Origin of the sequence: Sphingomonas insulae (assembly GCF_010450875.1) — a bacterium.
Lineage (GTDB): Bacteria > Pseudomonadota > Alphaproteobacteria > Sphingomonadales > Sphingomonadaceae > Sphingomonas > Sphingomonas insulae.
Map to the genome: position 1 here is coordinate 251,465 of NZ_CP048422.1, position 20,868 is coordinate 272,332.

General features: G+C 67.8%; 17 protein-coding genes. 9 read left to right on the forward strand and 8 right to left on the reverse strand.

Going from position 1 to position 20,868, the window contains the following annotated elements; all coding sequences use genetic code 11:
- Positions 1 to 641 precede the first annotated feature (641 nt).
- Positions 642 to 1,664, reverse strand: coding sequence for a LacI family DNA-binding transcriptional regulator (locus GTH33_RS02785; RefSeq protein WP_163956999.1), 1,023 nt, complete (start codon positions 1,662 to 1,664; stop codon positions 642 to 644).
- A 113-nt stretch (positions 1,665 to 1,777) separates the two neighbouring features.
- On the opposite strand from GTH33_RS02785, the gene GTH33_RS02790 reads away from it, so the two are divergent.
- From GTH33_RS02790 to GTH33_RS02830, 9 genes are all read left to right on the forward strand, one after another.
- Positions 1,778 to 3,025, forward strand: a complete 1,248-nt coding sequence (locus GTH33_RS02790) for an MFS transporter (protein WP_243848175.1) — start codon at positions 1,778 to 1,780, stop codon at positions 3,023 to 3,025.
- The gene (locus GTH33_RS02795) at positions 3,022 to 4,101 is read left to right on the forward strand and encodes a sugar phosphate isomerase/epimerase family protein (RefSeq protein WP_208403912.1); all 1,080 of its coding nucleotides are present in this window, start codon (positions 3,022 to 3,024) and stop codon (positions 4,099 to 4,101) included. The genes GTH33_RS02790 and GTH33_RS02795 overlap by 4 nt, the downstream gene beginning before the upstream one ends.
- Positions 4,098 to 5,249, forward strand: coding sequence for a Gfo/Idh/MocA family protein (locus GTH33_RS02800; RefSeq protein ID WP_163957000.1), 1,152 nt, complete (start codon positions 4,098 to 4,100; stop codon positions 5,247 to 5,249). The genes GTH33_RS02795 and GTH33_RS02800 overlap by 4 nt, the downstream gene beginning before the upstream one ends.
- Positions 5,246 to 5,635, forward strand: a complete 390-nt coding sequence (locus tag GTH33_RS02805) for a c-type cytochrome (protein WP_163957001.1) — start codon at positions 5,246 to 5,248, stop codon at positions 5,633 to 5,635. Before GTH33_RS02800 ends, GTH33_RS02805 begins: the two co-directional genes overlap by 4 nt.
- The gene (locus GTH33_RS02810; RefSeq protein ID WP_163957002.1) at positions 5,632 to 6,543 is read left to right on the forward strand and encodes a hydroxypyruvate isomerase family protein; all 912 of its coding nucleotides are present in this window, start codon (positions 5,632 to 5,634) and stop codon (positions 6,541 to 6,543) included. The genes GTH33_RS02805 and GTH33_RS02810 overlap by 4 nt, the downstream gene beginning before the upstream one ends.
- Before the next feature lie 55 nt (positions 6,544 to 6,598).
- Entirely contained in the window at positions 6,599 to 7,165 is a 567-nt protein-coding gene (locus GTH33_RS02815; protein WP_163957003.1) for a gluconate 2-dehydrogenase subunit 3 family protein, read from the forward strand.
- Complete coding sequence (locus GTH33_RS02820; protein ID WP_163957004.1) at positions 7,162 to 7,995, forward strand: sugar phosphate isomerase/epimerase family protein; 834 nt, start codon at positions 7,162 to 7,164, stop codon at positions 7,993 to 7,995. The genes GTH33_RS02815 and GTH33_RS02820 overlap by 4 nt, the downstream gene beginning before the upstream one ends.
- A 23-nt stretch (positions 7,996 to 8,018) precedes the next feature.
- Positions 8,019 to 9,698, forward strand: a complete 1,680-nt coding sequence (locus GTH33_RS02825) for a GMC oxidoreductase (RefSeq protein WP_163957005.1) — start codon at positions 8,019 to 8,021, stop codon at positions 9,696 to 9,698.
- A 297-nt stretch (positions 9,699 to 9,995) separates the two neighbouring features.
- The gene (locus GTH33_RS02830; protein WP_163959550.1) at positions 9,996 to 12,491 is read left to right on the forward strand and encodes a TonB-dependent receptor; all 2,496 of its coding nucleotides are present in this window, start codon (positions 9,996 to 9,998) and stop codon (positions 12,489 to 12,491) included.
- 36 nt (positions 12,492 to 12,527) lie between these two features.
- Here GTH33_RS02830 and GTH33_RS02835 read toward each other — a convergent pair whose 3' ends face one another.
- From GTH33_RS02835 to GTH33_RS02865, 7 genes are all read right to left on the reverse strand, one after another.
- The gene (locus GTH33_RS02835) at positions 12,528 to 13,838 is read right to left on the reverse strand and encodes a HAMP domain-containing sensor histidine kinase (RefSeq protein WP_163957006.1); all 1,311 of its coding nucleotides are present in this window, start codon (positions 13,836 to 13,838) and stop codon (positions 12,528 to 12,530) included.
- Positions 13,835 to 14,524, reverse strand: coding sequence for a response regulator transcription factor (locus tag GTH33_RS02840; protein ID WP_163957007.1), 690 nt, complete (start codon positions 14,522 to 14,524; stop codon positions 13,835 to 13,837). The genes GTH33_RS02835 and GTH33_RS02840 overlap by 4 nt, the downstream gene beginning before the upstream one ends.
- A gap of 348 nt (positions 14,525 to 14,872) precedes the next feature.
- On the reverse strand, positions 14,873 to 15,856 hold the full coding sequence (locus GTH33_RS02845) for a LacI family DNA-binding transcriptional regulator (RefSeq protein WP_420877066.1): 984 nt from the start codon (positions 15,854 to 15,856) through the stop codon (positions 14,873 to 14,875).
- 382 nt (positions 15,857 to 16,238) lie between these two features.
- The gene (locus GTH33_RS02850) at positions 16,239 to 16,886 is read right to left on the reverse strand and encodes an alpha/beta fold hydrolase (RefSeq protein WP_163957009.1); all 648 of its coding nucleotides are present in this window, start codon (positions 16,884 to 16,886) and stop codon (positions 16,239 to 16,241) included.
- A 26-nt stretch (positions 16,887 to 16,912) separates the two neighbouring features.
- On the reverse strand, positions 16,913 to 18,217 hold the full coding sequence (locus GTH33_RS02855; protein WP_163957010.1) for a CitMHS family transporter: 1,305 nt from the start codon (positions 18,215 to 18,217) through the stop codon (positions 16,913 to 16,915).
- A gap of 25 nt (positions 18,218 to 18,242) precedes the next feature.
- Positions 18,243 to 19,736: an OprO/OprP family phosphate-selective porin gene (locus GTH33_RS02860; RefSeq protein WP_163957011.1), complete on the reverse strand. Its 1,494-nt coding sequence runs from the start codon at positions 19,734 to 19,736 to the stop codon at positions 18,243 to 18,245.
- Positions 19,733 to 20,809: an ABC transporter substrate-binding protein gene (locus GTH33_RS02865; protein WP_163957012.1), complete on the reverse strand. Its 1,077-nt coding sequence runs from the start codon at positions 20,807 to 20,809 to the stop codon at positions 19,733 to 19,735. The genes GTH33_RS02860 and GTH33_RS02865 overlap by 4 nt, the downstream gene beginning before the upstream one ends.
- Between the last annotated feature and the right edge of the window lie 59 nt (positions 20,810 to 20,868).

Here is a 20,868-nt window from a genome sequence, read left to right on the forward strand (position 1 = left end):
CGACCCCCAAGTGAATCTCCCGCAGAGAACTGGCGCGATCTGCGATTACAGTCAACCCGAAACGGACATATCAGTAATATCTTTTATTTCATATTCATGACACAGCAAATATTATTGGCAATGCTAATACGTTACTGAGTTTGAGATAGCGATCTTCAGAATCTTACCTGATCGACATCTCCAGTGTCGTCGTTCACTTTGATCGCCTCTTCTACCACAGGTGTTGATGAGGCGGACATCATTTTGCAAGCGTGGCGCGGCGTAGAGGCCGCTCATCCGTTTTCCGCTGCATATGGATCCTACCGCTGACCGATACTCTGCAACCATATCAGCCCAGCGCTTTCGCACGCGGACGCTTGCCTGGCCGTTCCATTGCTGGCGGCCGGAGACGCCGGTCGAAACCCTCACCGGGTTGCTCAGCGCCGGTATCCGCCGCCCCCCCTGCGCTGCGCAGGTCTTTGCGGTAGAGACGCAACGCTGCCGGGTACGGCTCTATCGACACGCTGGCGCGCATCGATGCAGCCAATGTGACCGCGTCTCTCTCTCTCGCCGGGTCAAAACCCGCGCATGTCAGAACGGTGACGCGCGCACCTGTTGCCGCCGTGCCACAGCCGGCGCGCTGCCTTGGCCCGCCATCGGTGTCAGGACCGCGGCGCCCGAAGCCCCGCGCGCACCGGGCCGGTACTCCCCCGGACGACCAGTTCGTGGTCCAGCGTCACGTGCCGGCTCGGCCCCTCGACTTCGCGCAGGATCGCCACGAGCAGTTCGACCGTACGCCGGCCGATCATCGCCTTGGGCTGCGCGATCGTGGTCAGCGCCGGCTGGAAATAGCGGGCGAGCGGCAGGTCGTCGAACCCCGCCACCGACACGTCGCGCGGGCAGGACAGGCCCCGCGCGCCCACCGCGCTGATCGCCCCCAGCGCCATTTCGTCGCTGAAGCAGAACAGGGCCGTCGCGCCGCGCTGCAGCAGCGCGTCCGCCTGTTCGAACCCCGATCGCGCCGAATAATCGCCGGTCCGCACGCTCACGCCGCCCGCCAGTCCCGCCCGCGCCGCCGCATCCATCGCGCCGGCCAGACGGTCGCGGCTGATCGGACTGATCGTCGGTCCGGTGATCAGTCCGATGGCGCGATGGCCCAGCCCGACCAGATGGCCGACCATTGCCGCACTCGCCGCCGCATTGTCGATGTGGACGCTCGGGACACCGATGTCGGGGCTGTATTCGCACCCGTTGACGATCGGCGCCGCGCCCCCCTGCCGCGCAAGCAGCGGCGCCAGGCTGACCGGCAGGCGATGGCCCAGGAATATCAGGCCGTCGACCTCGCGCCGGGACAGCATCTCGGCATATTGGTCCTCCACCTCCGGGTCGTGTCGCGTGTCGCCGACCACCACCGCATAGCCGGCGTCGCGTGCCGCTTCCTCCGCGCCGCGGATGACGCTCGCGAAGAACGGGTTGGAGATGTCGGGCACGGTCAGCAGGATCTTGGCGGCGCGCAGCGTCCGCAACGTCCGGGCCGCGACATTGGGTCGGTAATCCAGCGCGCGCACCACCTCCAGCACCCGGTGACGGGTCGGTTCCGCAACGCGATCGGGCTGGCTCAGCACGCGCGATACCGTCGCGGTGGAGACCCCGGCCCTGGCGGCGACGTCGATGATCGTCGGCATCGGCCGGTCATGGATCGTTCCGGCGCCGATGTCGATGTAATCCTTTACATCGTCATCCGACCTGCCTAGCCTCGCGATCATCAAGCAGGTGAACTGCGGTGGAGGGGATGGCGATGGCCATGGCGCAAGATACGGGAATCGCGGCCGAACGTCCGACGGACGGGTGGCTGACCGGTCGGCTCAGCGCCCTCATGTTCATGCAGTTCTTCGTCTGGGGGGCGTGGAACGTCACGCTCGGCCTCGTCATGCAGACGGTCGGTATCGGCAGCCTGATCGGCAACGCCTTTTCGGTCGGCCCGATCGCGTCGATCGTCGGATCGTTCCTGCTCGGCATGGCCGCCGCCCGCTATGTCGCGCCGCGCATGCTGATGGTGATCCTGCACCTCGTCGGCGGCGCGATCCTGTTCGCCCTGCCCGCGCTGGTGACGCCCGAACATGGCGCCACCTTCGTCTGGCTGCTGCTCGGCTACATGATCCTCTACATGCCGACCGTCGGCCTCGCCAACACGATCGCGCTCAAGAGCTTCGGCGAGCGGACGGACAATTTCCCCTTCGTCCGCGCGTTCGGGACCTTGGGCTGGATCGCCGCCGGCCTCATCATCGGCTGGGCCGGACTGTCCGCCAGTCCCGCGATTTTCCAGGTCGCCGCCGTCGTCTCGGTGGCGCTCGGCCTCTACAGCTTCACCCTGCCCAACGTCGCCGCCGACGCGCCCCGCGACGAGAGCGTGCTGCGCCAGGTGCTGTGCGTCGAGGCGTTCGGCCTGATGCGGCAGCGCTCGTTCCTGGTCTTCATCGTGTGCGCGACGCTGATCTCGATCCCGCTGGCGATGTATTACGCTTATGCCTCTCCCTATGTCGGCGCGGCGGGGATCGAGAATGTCGGCGGCACGCTGGCGATCGGTCAGATGTCCGAACTCGTCTTCATGTTCTCGATGCCGTGGCTGTACCGCCGCTTCGGGGTGAAGCCGCTGCTGCTCGTCGGCATGATCGCCTGGGCGCTGCGCTATGCGCTGTTCGCGATCGGTGACGGCGGCGGCGGATTGTGGGCGGTGTACCTCGGCGTCGCGCTGCACGGCGTCTGCTACGACTTCTTCTTCGTCGCGGGCGCGATCTACACCGGCACGATCGCGACGCCCAGGGGGGTGAATGCCCAGGCGCAGGGCATGCTGACGCTGTTCACCTATGGCGTCGGCATGCTGCTCGGATCGCAGATCGGCGCCGCGCTCTACGCGCAATTGCCCGCGAACCCGACGATCGCCGACTGGCATGCCATGTGGTGGTATCCCGCCATCGCCGCCGCCTGCATCGCGCTGCTGTTCCAGTTCACCTTCAAGAACGAGTCCCGAGAGGTTGCGGCATGACGGCGACGTCGGTTCCCAGGATGCGCGGTCCCGGCATCTTCCTGGCCCAGTTCCTCGGCGATGCACCGCCGTTCGACACGCTGGAAAACCTCGCGCGCTGGGCCTCGGGCCTCGGCTATGTCGGTGTCCAGATCCCGTGCGATCCGCGGCTGATCGACCTGCGCCAGGCGGCCGAAAGCCAGAGCTATTGCGACGATCTCGTCGGCATGCTCGCCCGGCATGACATCGCGATCACCGAACTCTCGACCCACCTGCAGGGGCAATTGGTCGCGGTCCACCCCGCCTATGATGCGCTGTTCGACGGCTTCGCGCCGCCCGAGGTGCACGGCCGCCCCGCCGAACGCCAGTTGTGGGCGGTCGAACAGGTGAAGCTCGCCGCCCGCGCCAGCGCCAACCTTGGCCTGACGGCGCACGCCACCTTCTCGGGCGCGCTCGCCTGGCCCTATGTCTATCCCTGGCCGCAACGCCCGGCCGGGCTGGTCGAAGAGGCGTTCGCCGAACTCGCCCGTCGCTGGCTGCCGATCCTCGACGTCTTCGCCGATGCCGGCGTCGATTGCGCGTTCGAGGTGCATGCGGGCGAGGACGTGCACGACGGCGCGACCTGGGAACGCTTCCTCGACGCGGTCGGCGGCCATCCCCGTGCGCGCCTGCTGTTCGATCCGTCGCATTTCGTGCTGCAACAGCTCGACTATCTCGACTTCATCGATCGCTATCACGACCGGATTTCCTGCTTCCACGTCAAGGACGCCGAATTCAACCCGACCGGCCGTTCGGGCGTCTACGGCGGCTATCAGAATTGGGTCGACCGCGCCGGCCGTTTCCGCTCCCTCGGCGACGGCCATGTTGATTTTACGCCTATCTTCAGTAAGTTGGCGCAATATGGCTATGACGGCTGGGCCGTGCTGGAATGGGAGTGCGCGCTCAAGCGCAGCGAGGACGGCGCGGCAGAGGGCGCGCCCTTCATCCGGGATCACATCATCCAGCTGACCGACCACCCCTTCGATGATTTCGCCGCGAGCGGCATCGATCGCGCCTCGATCCGCGCGATCCTCGGCCTGCCCGAGGGCGAGCGATGACCGCGATCCGGCATCCGTTGCGGCTCGGCATGGCCGGCGGTGGCGAGGGCGCCTTCATCGGCGCCATCCACCAGAAGGCGGCGGCACTGGACGGCGACTGGCGGCTGGTCGCCGGCGCGTTCAGCACCGATGCCGGGCGTAGCCGGCGCAGCGGTGCGGCGCTCGGCCTCGACCCGACCCGCGCCTACGCCTCGCTCGATGCGCTCATCGCCGGCGAACGCGCCTTGCCTGAGGATGCGCGCATCGATGCGCTCGCCATCGTCACCCCCAACCACCTCCACGCCCCCATGGCGATCGCCGCGCTGGAGGCGGGATTCCACGTTTTCTGCGAAAAGCCGATGGCCATCAGCATCGACGAGGCGCGGGCCATCGCCGCCGCGGCGCAGGCGAGCGATCGCCGCTTCGCCCTCGCCTTCACCTATAGCGGATATCCCCTGGTCGAGGAGGCGCGGCTGCGCATCGCGCGCGGCGACCTCGGCACGATCCGGCTGGTGCAGGTTGAATATCTGCAAGGCTGGCTCAGCCTGCCGATCGACGATCAGGGCAACAAACAGGCCGCATGGCGTACCGATCCCGCCAGGGCCGGCATCGGCGGTTGCCTGGGCGACATCGGCACGCATGCCTTCCACCTCGCCGAACACGTGTCCGGCCTGCGCGTCGCATCCGTCGCCGCCGATCTCGCCACGCATGTGCCCGGCCGCCGCCTCGACGACGACGTGTCGGCACTGCTGCGCTTCGACGGTGATGCGCGCGGCCTGCTCAAGGCGAGCCAGGTCGCGGCAGGCGAGGAAAACGGCCTCAAGCTGCGCATCCACGGCACCCGCGGCGGTCTGGAATGGGCGCAGATGGAGCCGAACACGCTCACCATCCGCTGGCTCGATCGCCCGACGGAGACGATCCGTGCCGGCGGCCCCGGTCTCGATCCCGCCACGCTCGCCCTGCTGCGCACGCCATCCGGCCATCCGGAAGGATATATCGAGGCGTTCGCCAATCTCTATCGCGCCTTTGCGGCAACGATCCGCGGCGACGACGCCCGGTATCCCGGCGTCGTCGACGGCCTGCGCACGATGGCATTCATCGAAGCCATCGTCGCCAACGCCGCAGGCGACGTCAAATGGACCCCTATCCCCTCGGGAGACACCGTATGAAGCTGCTCATCGCCCTTGGCATCGGCACGACGTCGGCCGCCGCGCTGCTCGCCGTCGCCGCCCCCACGCTGGCCCAGCCGGCGACGTCCGCCGCACCACCCGCCTTCGCCGCCTGCCGCGCCTGCCACACCGTCAACAAGGGCGGACGTAACGGCATCGGCCCCAATCTGTATGGCGTCGTCGGCCGGCCCGCCGCGTCGGTGCCGGGCTTCAACTATTCGCCTGCGATGAAGGCCAGCAAGCTGCGCTGGGACGACAAGACGCTCGACACCTATCTTGCCGGTCCGGCCAAGCTGGTGCCCGGCACCCGCATGCCGATCGCCACGCCCGATCCGGCGAAGCGCGCCGCGCTGATCGCCTATCTCAAGGCGGAAGGCGCGAAGTGACCCTGTCCCGCCGCACCCTGATCGCCGCCGGCGCTGCCGCGACGCTCGCCTCCGGCGTCGGCGCGGCGCAGGGTCGCGGGTCGAACGCCGCGCGTTTCTCGCTCGGCTTCGCCCCGCACGAGGGCAGCTTCGCGAGCCGTGGCGACCGGCTGGAACAGATCGCCTTCGCCGCCGACCAGGGCTTCACCGCGTGGGAGGATAACGAGGCCGCGGGCCGGTCGGTCGCCGAGCAGGAGGCGATGGCCAAGGCGCTGCGCCAGCGGAACATGGCGATGGGCGTGTTCGTCGCCAGCATGCCGAAATGGTCGCAATCGCGCCCGCTGCTCGGCGCCAACGACGGTGCCGAGCGAGAGGCGTTCCTGGCCGACATCCGCGCGTCGATCCCCGTCGCGAAGCGGCTGAACGCGACGCGGATGACGGTGGTCACCGGCTTCATGGACGCCAAGGTACCGCACGATATCCAGACCGCGCGCGTCATCGACGTGATGCGCCGCGCCGGCGACATCGTCGCACCGCATGGCATCGCGATGGTGATGGAACCGCTCAACACCCGCACCAACCATCCCGGCGTCTACATGCAGTCGATCGCGCAGGGGTATGCGGTGGCGCGCGGCGCCAACAGCCCGGCGGTGAAGATCCTCGCCGATCTCTACCACGAGCAGATCCAGTCCGGAAACATCATCCCCACGCTCGACATGTGCTGGGACGAGGTCGGCTATATCCAGTTCGGCGACAATCCCGGCCGCAACGAACCGGGCACGGGCGAGATCAATTTCGCCAACATCGTCAAATGGCTGCGTCGCAAGCGCTATACCGGGGTGATCGGCATGGAACACGGCAACTCGATCGCCGGCCGCGCCGGGGAAGACCGCCTGATCGCCGCCTATCGCATGATCGACCAGGCATGATGCCACACGTCACGACCGGTCCGACGACGGACCACAGGATAATCGGAGCGCCGCAATGATCGACCGCAGGACCGCACTCGCCGGTGTCGCCGCGCTGTTCGGCACCACCCTGTTCGCCCCGATCGCCCGTGCCGCGGGCCTCGTTCCCGGCACCCTGCCGACCATCAGCGAAGGGCCGCCGAGCGCTGCGGTGTTCACCGCGCCCCAGCGCGCGCTGGTGACCGCGCTCAGCGAACGCGTGATCCCCACCACCGACACGCCCGGCGCGATCGCGGCAGGTGTGCCGGCGTTCATCGAGAAACTGCTCGCCGACTGGTCGCGCCCCGACGATCGCGTACCGATCCTCGCCGGCCTCGATGCGCTCGATGCCCGCAGTCGCCAGGATTACACGGTGGCGGCTGCGCAGGCGACGCCGGCGCAGCAGGACGCGCTGCTCACCCTCGCGATGAACGACGCCATCCCCGGCGGCGGACCGTTCTTCAACGCTTTCCGCCAGCTCGTCATCACCGGCTATTACACGTCGGAGATCGGGATCACGCAGGAACGCGAATATCTGCCGGTGCCGGGCGAATATAACGGCGCCTTCCCGTATTCTCAGGTCAACAAGGTGTATAGCGCATGATCCTTGATCGCAGGCATCTGATCGCGGGCGCCATCGCGCTGCCCGCTTTGTCGCTGTCCGGTGCCGCCGCCGCGGCGCGGCTCGGCGCCATCGGCCTCCAGCTGTATACGGTGCGCGAGCTGTTCCAGAAGGATCCGGTGGCGACGCTGGAGGCGGTCGCCCGCATCGGCTATCGCGAGGTCGAATTCGGCGGCGGTGGCTATGACACCATGGACGCTGCGATGCTGCGCCGGACGATGGACCGGCTCGGGCTGAAGGCGCCCTCGGTCCACATCGGCTATGACGCGCTGCTCGGCAATTTCGATGCATCGCTGGCGATGGCGAAGACGCTGGGCGCCGACACCGTCGTGCTGCCCTACATGACCGACGAGCATCGCAGCGAAGCGGCATGGGAGGCGGCGCTGCCCAATTTCAACCGCATCGCCGGCCAGCTGAAACAGGCCGGGCTCGGCTTCGCCTATCACAACCATGATTTCGAATTCACCGGCCGTCCCGGCGGCATCAGCCTGTACGACCGGTTCCTCAAGGGCACCGACCCTGCGCTGGTGAAGGTCGAACTCGACCTCTACTGGGTCGCGCATGCCGGGGTCGATCCGGCGGCGTTGATCGACCGGCTCGGTCGCCGCCTCTACGCCTTCCACGTCAAGGATACGCGCGCCGACGGCAGCATGGCCGCGGTGGGTGCCGGCAAGACCGATTTCGCCAGATTGTTCCGGCTGAAGGGTGCCGCCGGCGTCCGTCATTTCTATGTCGAGAACGATCAGGCGCCGGCGCCGTATCTGCCCGACGTCACCACCAGCTTCCAGACGCTTCGCGCGCTGCGCTCCTAACGACATCCTTGGAGGGGATCACCATGGCTGCCACCGACAGGTTCGACGCGATCGTCATCGGATCGGGCATCAGCGGCGGGTTCGCCGCCAAGGAACTGACCGAAAAGGGCATGCGCGTCCTGATGCTCGACCGTGGCCGCATGGTCGAGCACGCCGAAGGCTACCCCTATGACGGCAAGCCCGCCTATGAGGTACCGGCGCGCAACATCATGCCCAGGCCGCTGATCGACAGCGACTATTTCATCGCCACGCACGGCTATGTCGCGCCCAGCAACCGCACCTTCTACAACGACGACCGGCTCAACCCCTATGCCTATGACGAGGGCAGCAAGTTCTACTGGATCCGCCCCGGCGCGGTCGGGGGCAAGTCGCTGATCTGGGGCCGCTGGACGTTCCGCTGGGCGCCCGAGGACTTCACCGCGAACAAACGCGACGGCATCGATGGCGAATGGCCCATCGGTTATGACGATGTCGCGCCATGGTACAGCTACGTCGAGAACTACATCGGCGTATCCGGCTCCCACGAAAACCTGCCCTATCTCCCCGACAGCGAATTCCAGCCGCCGATGCCGATGAACGTGGCGGAGAAGTGGCTGAAGCAGCGGCTGGAAACGCAATTCCCCGGCCGCAAGCTCATCAACACCCGCCTGTCCAACATGACCGAGGACAAGCCGGACCAGAACCGTACCAAATGCCAGTTCCGCAACCAGTGCAGCAACGGCTGCTCGTTCGGCGCCTATTTCTCGACGCAGGCGGTCACTCTGCCCGCCGCCCGCGCCACCGGCCGGCTGACGCTGCGATCGGACGCGGTCGTCACCAACCTCGACTATGACGCGGACGGCAAGCGCGTCACCGGCGTCCGCTTCGTCGATGCCAAGACCGGGCTGGCGGAAACCGTCCGCGCCGACCTCGTCTTCCTGTGCGCATCCGCGATGGCCTCGACCCAGATCCTGATGAACTCGCGTGATGCCGCCAGCGGCCGCAGCCACTTCGACACGAGCAACACGCTCGGTCGTTACGTCATGGACCATATCTTCCGCGTCGGCATCAGCGGCGAGATTCCGGGCATGCAGGACCTGATCGAATACGGCCGTCGTCCCGGCGGCGTGTACATCCCGCGTTTCCGCAACATCGGCGGCAGCGAACGGGACCTCGGCTTCAAGCGCGGCTATGGCTATCAGGGCAGCGCATTCCGCGATCCCATGGGTCCCGTCGGCTTCGGCGCGAAGATGAAGCACGACATGCGCCGATACGGGCCATGGAAATTCGGGATGGGCGCGTTCGGCGAATGCCTGCCCTATGCCGACAATCGCGTGTCGCTGCACCCGACCAAGGTCGACCGCTTCGGGGTGCCGCTGATGCGCTTCGACGTCACCTTCCGCGAAAACGAATTGCGGATGATGGCGGATGCGCGGACGCAGGGCGAGGCGATGCTGCGCGGCGCCGGCCTCACCAACGTCACCAGCAATGCGGGCGAGCATGTTCCGGGCGATGCAATCCACGAAATGGGCGGCGCGCGCATGGGCCGCGACCCGCGCATATCGGTGCTCAACGCATGGAGCCAGGCGCATGCGGCCAGCAACCTCTACGTCACCGACGGTGCGCAGATGGCGTCGGTCGCCTGCGTCAATCCATCGCTCACCTTCATGGCGCTCACCGCCCGCGCGGTGGACCATGCGGTGAAGCAGGCCCGCAAGGCCTAGGCGGTCGTCCAAACAATGGCGACGGCGCCCACGGCGTACCTTTCGCCCGTGTGTCCGGAACGATCCGCGGGCGGCCGGGACCGGGTATGGCCGGCACCGCCGACATGCGCCCCTCCCCCCGCCGGACGGCGCATGGCTGGATGAACGCAGGATGACATGACCGCTCGGCCGGCGTCACCGATCGGTCACCGGCGTTACCTTTTTCTATCCTAGCGCCCCTGGAGTCCAATTCAGGGGGAAGTTTCCGTGTCTCGCTCTTCGTACATCAAGTCGCTGCTGCTCGCCGGCGTCACCGGCATGGCGCTCGCACCGGCGCCGGTCCTGGCGCAGGCCCAGCCCGTGGCCGCGCCGTCGCAGATCGCCAGCGACGACCCCACGACGGACGGCGGGCAGCTGAGCGACATCGTCGTCACCGCCACCAAGCGCGAAACCAACCTCCAGAAAACGCCGATCGCGATCAACGTCCTGACCGCGACCGCGCTGCAGGATCGCCACGTACAGAGCCTGTACGACCTTGCCGACGGCGCGGTGCCCAGCCTGCGCGTCGCGACGTTCGAGGCGCGGCAGAGCGCGCTGACGATCGGCATCCGCGGTATCGTGCCGCTCGACGCCAACCAGCCCGCGCGCGAACAGGGCGTCGGCATCTACATCGACGGCGTCTACCTCGGCCGCCAGCACGGCCTCAACGCCGCGCTGTTCGATATCGAGCGGATCGAGGTGCTCAAAGGTCCGCAGGGCACGCTGTTCGGCCGCAACACCGAAGGCGGCGCACTCAGCCTCGTCACCAGGGCGCCGACCGGCAAGTTCGACGGCAGCGTCACCGCCGGCATCGCCAATTACGGCGGCTACAACGGTGCGCTGCGCCTCGACCTGCCGGAAACCTATGGCGTCAGCCTGAAGCTGGACGGCGTCGTCCAGTATCAGGGGCCGACGACCAAGAATACGCTCGCCGGCCAGTCGGGCTTCAACTATTTCGATCGCCGCGGCTTCAAGGCGACGGCGCGGATCAAGCCGGTCGATGGCATGACCGCCGACTTCAGCTACGACAATGGCTATGACGCGAACACGCCCTTCTACAGCCAGCTGCTGAACTACAACCCGAACGGCTGCGTCGCCGGCACGCAGGCCGCGCAGCCCAGGTGCTTCCTGCCCGGCACCAATTACACCACGCTGACCGGCACGGTGAAATCGCTGATCCCCGGTACGATCGTCAACGGCACCAGCCGCCAGAAGACGACCGACATCGGCGTGCCGCAGCAGCCCAGCATCGACAAGACGCACGGCTTCACCTCCAACATCCGCTGGAACGTCTCGCCCGAGATCGAGCTGCGCTTGATCAGCGCATGGCGCGGCGTCAATTCGACGCAGTGGGACAATAGCGGCGGCGCGCATCGCGTACCGGTGCTGAATCCCACCAACGTCGTCGTCAACGGCCAGCTGGCCAACGGCACCCTGTTCAGCCGCTATTCGCTCGCCGACCTGCACCAGAACCAGTTCAGCCAGGAATTCCAGGCGGTCGGCACCGTCGGCCAGATCGATTACGTCGCCGGCCTGTATTATTTCAACGAACACGTCAGCGACGACGCGGCGACGCCGAACTCCAATTTCTACAATGCGACGACCGGCGTCATCAGCATCGTCGATCCCTGCGCCACCGTCACCACCGGCTTCACGATCGTCGGCGGCCTGCCGGTCGGCGGGACGACGAGCCCCGCGGGTTCGCAGCCCGGCTGCCGGTCGATCGATCGCGCCTCGGAAGTCTGGTCGAAGAGCTATGCCGGTTACGGCCAGGCGACGTGGAACGCGACCGACGCGATCCACCTGACGCTGGGTGGCCGCTATACCCGCGACCACAAGCGCGGCGTCCTACACTTTTCGCGCAACATCAATTACGACATCAACACCGCCGCCGCCGCGACCAATGGCTATACGCCGCTCGACCGGACGTGGAAGCGCTTCAACCCGATGGCGACGCTGGCCTATGATGCCAGCGACAACGTCCACGTCTACGCGAAATATGCCACCGGCTATCGCGCCGGCGGGGCCAGTTCGCGTACCGCCAACTACCTGCCGTTCAACCCCGAGGACGTGAAGTCGTACGAAATCGGCATGAAGTCCGATTTCTGGGATCATCGCGCCCGCCTGAACCTTGCCGGATACATCATGGATCGCAAGAACAGCCAGGTCGATATCAGCTCGATCCAGCCGACCGCGACCGGCAACTTCAACAACCTGGTGACGATCAATGCCCCCGGCATCACCAAGATCCGCGGGATCGAGGCGGACCTGACCGTGCAGCCGGTCACCGGCCTGACGCTGACTGCGGGCTATGCCTATACCTATACGAAGATCCCGCCGGTGCTCATCACCTCGACGGGGGTCCTGCAGGACTTCTTCATCGTGTTCACGCCGCGCAATGCCGCCAATGGCGCCATCGACTATGTGATGCCGCTGAACGACATGGACCTGAAGTTCCATCTGGACGGCAATTACGCGCAATCGACGCAGGCGTTCGACCAGTTCGCGACCCACAACGATGCCTCGTTCATCGTCAACGGCCGCGTCGCGCTGTCGAACATCAAGGTCGGCGGCTCGAACCAGCTCACCATCTCGGCCTGGGTCCGCAATCTGTTCGACACCCAATATATCTTCCGCCGCGATCCCTCCAACAGCCTGCCCGCGGCGCCGACGTCCGCCACCGCGACGGCGGGCAACATCAACAACGTGCTGGGCGATTACGGCAATTTCAACGCGCCGCGCACCTATGGCCTGGAAGCATCGGTCAAGTTCTAGTCGCAAAACGTGCCTCGGCACGTTTTCGAACAGCCCCTAAGCCGGAAAGGCGAGCCTGAGCGTCAGCCCGGGCTCGCCATCCTCCAGCGCCAGCGTGCCGCCGTGCAACCGCACGATCGCGGCGACCAGCGGCAGGCCCAGCCCGTGGCCCGGCCGGTTGCGGCTCGCCTCCAGCCGTCCGAAGCGGCGCAGGACCAGCGCGTGCTGATCCGCCGGAATACCGGGACCATCGTCGCGGACGGCCAGCACCGCACGGTCGCCGGTGGCCATGCCCTCGACCCATATCGTCGTTCCCGGCGGCGTGTGGCGCAGTGCGTTCTCGATCGCGTTGACCAGCATCTGTTCGACCAGCCGGGGATCGCCCCGCATCGGCAGCGGGTTGCCAAGCCGCCAGCGCAGCGTGCGGTCACCGTCCTCCGCCACCGGGGCCAGCGCCTCGCACACGTCGCTCGCCACCACCGCCAGGTCGAACGGCACGAACCCCGCGACCCGCAGCCCCGCCTCGACCTCGGCGATGCGCAGCATGGCGGCGAACATCGCCAGGATGCGGTCGCAATCCTCGATCGCCGCAGCGATGTCCGCATCATCGCTACGCGTCGCGATCGCCGCCAACCGCGCGCGCAACCGCGCCAGCGGCGTCCGCAGGTCGTGCGCGACGTCGTTGGACACGTTGCGCAGCCCGTCCATCAATCCCGCAATCTGATCCAGCATCCGGTTGAAGGCGATGGCGTGCCGGTCGAATTCGTCGTCGGTCCCGATCACCGGCACGCGCCGCCGCATGTCGCCCGCGACGATCGCATCGACCGTGCACCGCGTCTCGGCAAAGCGCCGCGCGATCGTCACGGCAAAAACGACCAGCCCGCCGAGCACGATCAGCACGATCGATCCGAACCCGAACAGATAGATGCGCAGCCGGGCCGCGCGATAACCGTCGAACGGCTCGGTTTCGGCGATCGTCGTCAGCGTCAGGTCGCCGCCGATCCGCCGTGTATAGGCGCGTCCCGCCGACAGGCCGGCGATCCGGTCGCGGCTGCGCACCTCGGCATAGCCCGGCGCGAACCGCCGGCGCACGTCGATGTTGCCACCCAGCCGTCGCCCGTGTGCATCGGCGAGCAGAAAACCGATGTCGCCGGTATCGCGCCGTTGCGACAAAGCGGCGATCCGCGCGAGCACCACCGTCGCGCGCGGGTCGCGGCCCACGATCGCGCTGACATTCTCGATCCGCCGGTCGACCAGCCGCGCGATCGTGCCGAGCGTCACCATATGGAGGGCAATCCCCGTCCCCGCCGTCGCGATCAGAAACGCCGCCAGGAACCCGACGGTCAGCGCGCGCAGGCCAGGCTTCATCCCCGCAGCATATAGCCGATGCCGCGCACGGTGCGGATCCGGTCCTCGCCGCCGCTCTCGCCCAGCTTCAGGCGCAGCCGCCGGATGTGGACATCGACGATATTGGTGTCGGGCATGAAGTCATAGCCCCACACCCGCTCGATCAGCATCGCGCGGGTCAGCACCGCATCGACGTTGCGCACCAGTTCGACCAGCAGCTTGAGCTCCAGTTTGGCGAGGTCGAGCGGCACGCCATCGCGCCAGGCGCGAAACGTCGTCGGGCTGACCACGATGTCACCGGCGCGCAGCGTGTCGCCGCTGGCGCCCGCGCCACCGCTCCATTGCCGGCCGCGCAGCACCGCATGCAGGCGCGCATGCAGCTCGATCGCCGCGACCGGCTTGACGACGTAATCGTCCGCCCCCGCCTCCAGCCCCTCGACCTTGTCCTGCGACGCACCCAATGCGGTCAGCATCACGATCGGCAGCGTCATGCCGCCGTCGCGCAGCTTCTGCAGCACCGACATGCCGTCGAGCCGCGGCATCATCCGGTCGAGGACCACCGCGTCGAACGCGCGTGCGTTCATCGCCGCGATCGCCGCCCGGCCATCGCCTGCGATGTCAACGCGATGGCCGATGTCGCGCAGTTCGGCGGCCAGCGCCGCAGCGTAATCGGCATCGTCTTCGACAAGGAGGAGGTCGAGGGTCATCGCATGTTCCGGCAGCCGAACGCTGCCACGCTAACGCGGACTCGCCACGCCGAGGTCAAGCACTTTCCGGTATGGGCGTGTGTGTCCGCGACCGGCCAGGGCGGTGGCTACGGACGCCCCAGCATTCGCCACATGTCGTCGTCCTGCGATTGCACGATCGAGTCCACCGGGTTGCCGCGGCACTGCCCCTGTTCCCGTTCCCGCCGTCTCAAGCCACGCGGACACGCGACATCGGTCGGGCAACGCGGGCGATCCGATGGTGGACAACCTCATCACCGTCATCGTGGCGGCGCGAAACAGCAGGCCGGAAGTACGCCGCGCCTCCGGTTGCGCCAGCAGCCGGCTGGCCTAGCGCGCGCGCGGGCGTCGCCGCGGCGGCGCGTCCGACTGGCGCCGGATCAGCGTATAGTCGAGCACCTGCTGTTGCGGGATGCCTTCGCCGCCCTTCTGCCGGCGGATCGTGCCGACCAGCAGTTCCACCGCGGCCCGCGCCATGTCGGCGATCGGCTGGTGGATGGTCGTCAGTTCCGGCCAGATCGCGGTCGACAGCGTCGTGTCGTCGAACCCGCACACCGTCAGGTCGCCCGGCACGTCCAGCCCGCGGCGATGCGCGACCGCGACCGTCGCGGCCGCCATGTCATCGTTGGAGGAGAAGATCGCGGTCGGCGGATCGGCCTGTTCCAGCAATTGCTCCGCCGCGTCGAGGCCGGAAAGATAGGTGAACAGCCCATCGACGATCAGCGCCGGGTCGACCGCAATGTCGGCCGCGGCCAGTGCCTCGCGATAGCCCTCCAGCCGCTGGTGGCTGGCCGACAGGTTGGGATTGCCCTTGATGAACCCGATGCGGCGATGGCCCAGATCCATGATGTGCCGTGTCATCGTCGCCGCCGCCTCGCGGTCGTCGATGCGGATCGCCAGCTGGCGCTCGGCGGGCAGGCCGGTCGCCACCGCGACGGTCGGGACGCCGGCGGCGGCGAGCAGCGCCAGCAGCGCCGGCGCCTCGCATAGCGGCGGGGGCAGGATGATCCCGTCGATGCCGCCGTTCACGAGGTGCTGGGCCACCTCCAGCTCATGGTCGCCCAGGTCGCATTTCTCGATGACGATCTGCACGTCGCTGCGGCTCGCCTGATCCAGGCTGCCGAGCAGGAATTCGCTCAGGAAACCGGCGCTCGGATTGCTGTACAGCAGGCCGATGCGCGATGGGCCCGCCCCCGCCAGGCTGCGCGCGGCCGGATTGGGCGCATAGTTCAGCGCGGTGATCGCCGCATTCACCGCCTCGCGCGTCGCCGGACGGACGTTGGTCTCGCCATTGATGACGCGGGACACGGTCATCGGCGACACGCCTGCACGCTTCGCCACGTCGCTGATCGTCGGAGCCGACCCCGACCGGCGAGAGGAACGTGGCGTTGTGGCAGGGATCGAGCGCATGCGGCGGTTCGGCCAATCCGATAAGGAAACCATGCGCATGGACGCAAGTGGCAGGCACATCAAGAGCATGGCGGCAGACGCCGCGACCATCCGCCGAACGGGGATGCTTCGCCATCGGCCTGCCACGGCATCGGTGGCCCGCCATGCCAGCGTCACCACACCCGTCGCGGTGTTACTCGCCGGACCACCTCCGGTTGCGGACGACCGGCGACCTCACCGGCCAGAAGCTTGCGAGCGTGCGGGCGGCAGGTGCCGCTGCTGTCCGCCTACCACGCGACGCCGACGGTCAGCGCAACCAGTCGCGCAACAATTGCGTGACCTCGCCCGGCCGCTCCATCGGCGACAGGTGCCCGCACGACCGCAGCATGTGGAAATGCGCCTGCGGGATCAGCCGGGTGAGCGAGAGCGCATCGTCGGGCGTGCAGATGCGGTCGCGGTCACCCACCGCGACCAGCGTCGGCACGCGGATCGCCGCAATCGCTTCGGCGATGTCGGGCCGGGCCAGCAACGCACGCTGCTGGCGGGCGAAGACGGCGGGGCCGACGCGCTCCGCCATCGCGGCCGCAGGGCCGCTGACGATCGCCGACAGCTGCGGATCGGCATGCGGCGCGGTGGCGATCGACCCCTGGTCGGCGACCGAGCGGGTCCGCGCCTCCATCGACGCGCGCGTGCCGAACAGCGCGATGCGGGTGACGCGCGCCGGCGCCTGCCGCAGCACCTCGAGCGCCACGTACCCGCCCAGGCTGACCCCGGCGACGGCGAAGCGGGGCGGCGCGCTCGCCAGCACCCGCGCCGCCATCGCCGCGATCGTCCCGTCCTGCGACAGGTCGCCGAACTCAGGCTCGGCGACGTCGCCCAGATCCATGATCTGCCGCGCCCAAAGCTGCCCGTCGCAACCCATCGCCGGCAACAGCATCAGGGGGGTACGGCGCATCTCGCCTCTCCGCAGGGCCGCCACGATCAACCCGCCACGAACGGAAAGGCGAGCGCGATCATGCCCACCAGGGTCATCACGACGCACACCATCGTCGCCGGCAGCAGCGTGAAGCGCTGGTGGTCGGCAAGGTCGATCCCCGCCAGGCTGACCAGCAGATAGGTCGAGGGCACCAGCGGGCTGAGCAGGTGCACCGGCTGGCCCATCAGCGATGCGCGGGCGATCGCCATCGGCGACACGCCGTAATGCGCCCCCGCCTCCGCCAGGATCGGCAGCATGCCGAAGTAGAAGGCGTCGTTGGAGATGAAGAAGGTGAACGGCAGGCTGAGGGCGGCGGTGATCGGCGCCATATACGGCCCCATTGCCGGCGGGATCATGCCGACGACCTCCTTGCTCATCGCCTCGACCATGCCCGTACCGCCGAGGATGCCGGTGAAGATACCGGCGGCGAAGATCAGCGAGACCACCGACAGCACGTTGCCGGCATGCGCGGCGATCCGTTCCTTCTGCTCGGCGACGCCGGGATAGTTGACGATCATCGCGATGGCGAAGGCGATCATCATCAGCACCGACAGCGGCAGCAGCCCCCAGACCAGCAGCGTCAACAGCGTGACGACCAGCAGGCCGTTGAACCAGATCAGCCGGGGCCGACGCGCCTCGGGATATTGCGAGACGGCCATGCCGGTAAATTCGGTGTCCTCGCGCGCCTGCACCGTGCCGATGCGCGCGCGCTCCTTGCGGCCGAACCACACGGCGAGCGCGAGCAGGCTGGCCAGGCCGGCGATCATGCCGGGGATCAGCGGCAGGAACAGCGTCGCGGGATCGAGCTTCAGCGCGCTCGCCGCGCGTGCGGTCGGCCCGCCCCACGGCGTCAGGTTCATGATGCCGCTGGTCGCCATCAACAGGCAGCACAGGTACAATCGGTTCATGTCGTACCGCTTGTAGAGCGGCAGCAGCGCGGCGATCGTGATGATGTAGGTCGTCGATCCGTCGCCATCCAGGCTGACCAGCGCGCACAGCACGACCGTGCCGAGCAGGATGCGGGTCGGGTCGCCATGCACCAGCCGGATCAGCCGCCCGACCAGCGGATCGAACAGCCCGGTGTCGGTCATCGTCGAGAAGAACAGGATCGCGAACAGCAGCATCACGCCGGTCGGCGCAAGGTTCTTGATCCCGTCGATCATCATGTCGCCAAGGCCCGCGGCCTGGCCGGCAACGACGCCGAAGATCGTCGGGATGACGATCAGCGCGACCAGCGGCGTCATCCGCTTGGTCATGATGAGCGTCATGAAGGTGGCCACCATCAGGAAGCCGAGCAGCGCCAGGTTCATGGGCGTGTATCCTCGAATGGTGGGATCAGAAGGTGACGGCGACGCGGGCGCTGACGGTTTCGCCGTCGTCGCTGCCGGTCACCGCGCCGGCGCGATTGTCGGTGTTCCAGTGGATCGCGTTCAGCTGGAATCGGGTGAAGCTGTTGAGGTACCAGTTCACCCCCAGCGTCCCCGCCCACCCCTCGCCACCGGTGACGAGGTCGGTGTAGTCGAGGTTTTCGTAGCGGGCGGTCAGCTCGATCGCGCCGGGACCGCCGTCGAAGGTGGGCCGCAGCACCTTGGGCTGGCCGAAGCTGCCGAGGCGGGGGTTGTACGGCGGCAGGTCGCCGGTGATGAAGAATCCGCCCGAAAGGCTCCACGCCTTCGACGTGAAATCGGGGCGCCCGGCATCGAGCCGCGCGTTGCGGCGGCCCGCTTCGGCCATCAGCCATACCGGCCCGCGATAGCCGCCGAATTCGACGCCGTAACCGGTGGTGCCGGTGCCGCCGAGCAGCGGGCCGGTCGACACGCGCAGGCCACCGTTGAAACGCCCGCCGATCACCGTGTTGCGGGTCAGCACGGTCGCCGCCGGCGACAGGCTTTCATCGAAGCCCCACGCGCCGAGGTGCAGCACGGTATCCGCGGTCTTGATCGGGTTCCAGTGCACGCGGCCGAGCACGGTGCGGCCGTCGCTGACCGCCTGCGTCCCGTCGACCCGGTCGCCGGTGACGGTGAGCGATGCGTGGCCGGTCTTCCAGAACAGCCGCGGCATGATGCCGATGCCGTAGAAGCCGCGTTGCGGAATGATCGCCGTGGCGACGGTGGTGCGTTCGAGGAACGGCGTGGAATCGGACCCGGTCGATCCTTCGAACCCGCGATCGTTGAACAGGTGGCCGGCCCGCACGTCGTAATCGAGGCCCGGCCTGATACGGTCGCGCCAACCCATGAATGCGGTGACGACGTCGACCTCGTTCTCCGAGAAATCCGCTTCCATCTGGTAGAAGAAGTGCGTGCCGACGCCGCCCTCCAGGCCGAGGCGCAGCGCGCGCATGCCGGTGGTGGTGAGATTGCGGGTATCGGACTTCGATCCGAACGACGTGCTGACGTCGGCGAGGATGCGGCCACGCGGTTTGAACGTGTAGACGCCGTCCGCCGAATGGAACACCGGCAGGCCCGATCCCCATTCGGTGGTGAGGCCCGACGGATTGGTTCGTGCCGCGTCCGCCTGCGCGACGCTGCGTTCGGCGGGACCCGGCGGAACCAGTTGCGGGGCGAAGGGGATCGTCCGTCGCGCCTCCGGCGGCGTCACCGGGGTGTTTTGCGCGACCTGCGGCGCGGCCGGCTGCCGTTCCGCGGGTACAGCGGCTGCGCTCGCCACCGCCTGCTGCCCTTCCAGCCGGTCGAGCCGCGCCTTCAGCGTCGCGATCTCCGCCGCCTGGGCGCGGACGAGGTCGGCAAGGTCGCCTTGGCTCGGCACCTGCGCGAGCGCGGGCGTGGCGATGACGAGCGCCAACAGGGCGCTTCCGGTACGCAGGATCATGGGGTCGGGGCTCCGGCAAGGATCGCCTGCCAGTCGCGCAGGAAGCGCTGGCAGGTGATGCGGTCGAGGTGGACGAGCAATTGTGGCCCGACGCGAATCGGGCGGGCCTGCGTCGCGGACAAACGGCGGGCGGGCACGTCGGGGCGTACCGGCCACAGGCTGCGCGCGGCGAGCAGGCTCTGCCCGCGACGCGACAACAGGAAATCGAGGAACAGCCGCGCGCTGGCCGGCGCCCGTGCATCGCGCGCGATGAAGGCGATGCGCGAGGTGACGATGGTATAGTCGCTCGGCAGGACGACACCCAGCCGGGGGTCGCGCTTCGCCTGTTCCAGCGCGTACGACCCGATGACGTTGTATGCGATCGCCTGCTTCCCCGCGGCGACCGCTGCGAGCATCGGTTCGGTATTGGCCTGCAGCACCGGCTTCGTCGCCGCGATCGCGCGCAGCAACCCGCGGCTGTCGCGGGTGATCGCCATGTCCTGCGCCAGGTACAGGTAGCCGACGTTGGATCGCGCCGGATCGAACGTCGTCACCTTTCCGGTGAACGCGCTTCGGCGCTGGCGCAGCATCGCCTCCAGCGCGGCATGGCTGCGCGGCATCCGCGCATCGGGGATCAGGCGGCGGTTGTAGACGATGCCGATCGGCTCGGCGGTGACGCCATAGCCCATGTTCTTCCACACCGCCTGCGGCGGCAGCGCCGGCTTTTCCGGGCTGGCATAGCTTTGCGCATAGCCGTCGTTGATCAGCTTGACCTGCAACGCCATCGCCGACGACCAGACGAGGTCGGCGGAGGGGCGCTTCGCCCGCGTCTCGCTGACCAGCCGGCGGTAGATGTCGATCGAGCCGAGATCGGCATAGCGTACCGCGATGCCGGGATAGGCGCGGTGGAATGCGGCGACGACGCCGACCAGTTCGGCCGAATCGGCATTGCCATAGATTGTCAGGCCACGCTCCGCCCTGGCGGTGGCGATCAGGGCGTCATAGGACCGGGGATAGCCCGCCGGGCGCTGCTGCGCATGCGCCTCGCCGGCTGCGACCAGCCATGCGACCATCAGAAATAGGATAGACCTCATCCCGGCTCCTCTCGCTTTTCCGCTTCTGTGATCGGATAAGCTGCCACCGTGGGATACGC

Excerpts from the sequence above, each read along its gene's own strand:
- GTH33_RS02785 (WP_163956999.1), bottom strand. The coding sequence starts at position 1,664 with ATGCCGACGATCATCGACGTCGCCGCCAGGGCCGGGGTCTCCACCGCG.
- GTH33_RS02790 (WP_243848175.1), top strand. The coding sequence starts at position 1,778 with ATGGCCATGGCGCAAGATACGGGAATCGCGGCCGAACGTCCGACGGAC.
- GTH33_RS02795 (WP_208403912.1), top strand. The coding sequence starts at position 3,022 with ATGACGGCGACGTCGGTTCCCAGGATGCGCGGTCCCGGCATCTTCCTG.
- GTH33_RS02800 (WP_163957000.1), top strand. The coding sequence starts at position 4,098 with ATGACCGCGATCCGGCATCCGTTGCGGCTCGGCATGGCCGGCGGTGGC.
- GTH33_RS02805 (WP_163957001.1), top strand. The coding sequence starts at position 5,246 with ATGAAGCTGCTCATCGCCCTTGGCATCGGCACGACGTCGGCCGCCGCG.
- GTH33_RS02815 (WP_163957003.1), top strand. The coding sequence starts at position 6,599 with ATGATCGACCGCAGGACCGCACTCGCCGGTGTCGCCGCGCTGTTCGGC.
- GTH33_RS02820 (WP_163957004.1), top strand. The coding sequence starts at position 7,162 with ATGATCCTTGATCGCAGGCATCTGATCGCGGGCGCCATCGCGCTGCCC.
- GTH33_RS02825 (WP_163957005.1), top strand. The coding sequence starts at position 8,019 with ATGGCTGCCACCGACAGGTTCGACGCGATCGTCATCGGATCGGGCATC.
- GTH33_RS02830 (WP_163959550.1), top strand. The coding sequence starts at position 9,996 with ATGGCGCTCGCACCGGCGCCGGTCCTGGCGCAGGCCCAGCCCGTGGCC.
- GTH33_RS02835 (WP_163957006.1), bottom strand. The coding sequence starts at position 13,838 with ATGAAGCCTGGCCTGCGCGCGCTGACCGTCGGGTTCCTGGCGGCGTTT.
- GTH33_RS02840 (WP_163957007.1), bottom strand. The coding sequence starts at position 14,524 with ATGACCCTCGACCTCCTCCTTGTCGAAGACGATGCCGATTACGCTGCG.
- GTH33_RS02845 (WP_420877066.1), bottom strand. The coding sequence starts at position 15,856 with ATGACCGTGTCCCGCGTCATCAATGGCGAGACCAACGTCCGTCCGGCG.
- GTH33_RS02850 (WP_163957009.1), bottom strand. The coding sequence starts at position 16,886 with ATGCGCCGTACCCCCCTGATGCTGTTGCCGGCGATGGGTTGCGACGGG.
- GTH33_RS02855 (WP_163957010.1), bottom strand. The coding sequence starts at position 18,217 with ATGAACCTGGCGCTGCTCGGCTTCCTGATGGTGGCCACCTTCATGACG.
- GTH33_RS02860 (WP_163957011.1), bottom strand. The coding sequence starts at position 19,736 with ATGATCCTGCGTACCGGAAGCGCCCTGTTGGCGCTCGTCATCGCCACG.
- GTH33_RS02865 (WP_163957012.1), bottom strand. The coding sequence starts at position 20,809 with ATGAGGTCTATCCTATTTCTGATGGTCGCATGGCTGGTCGCAGCCGGC.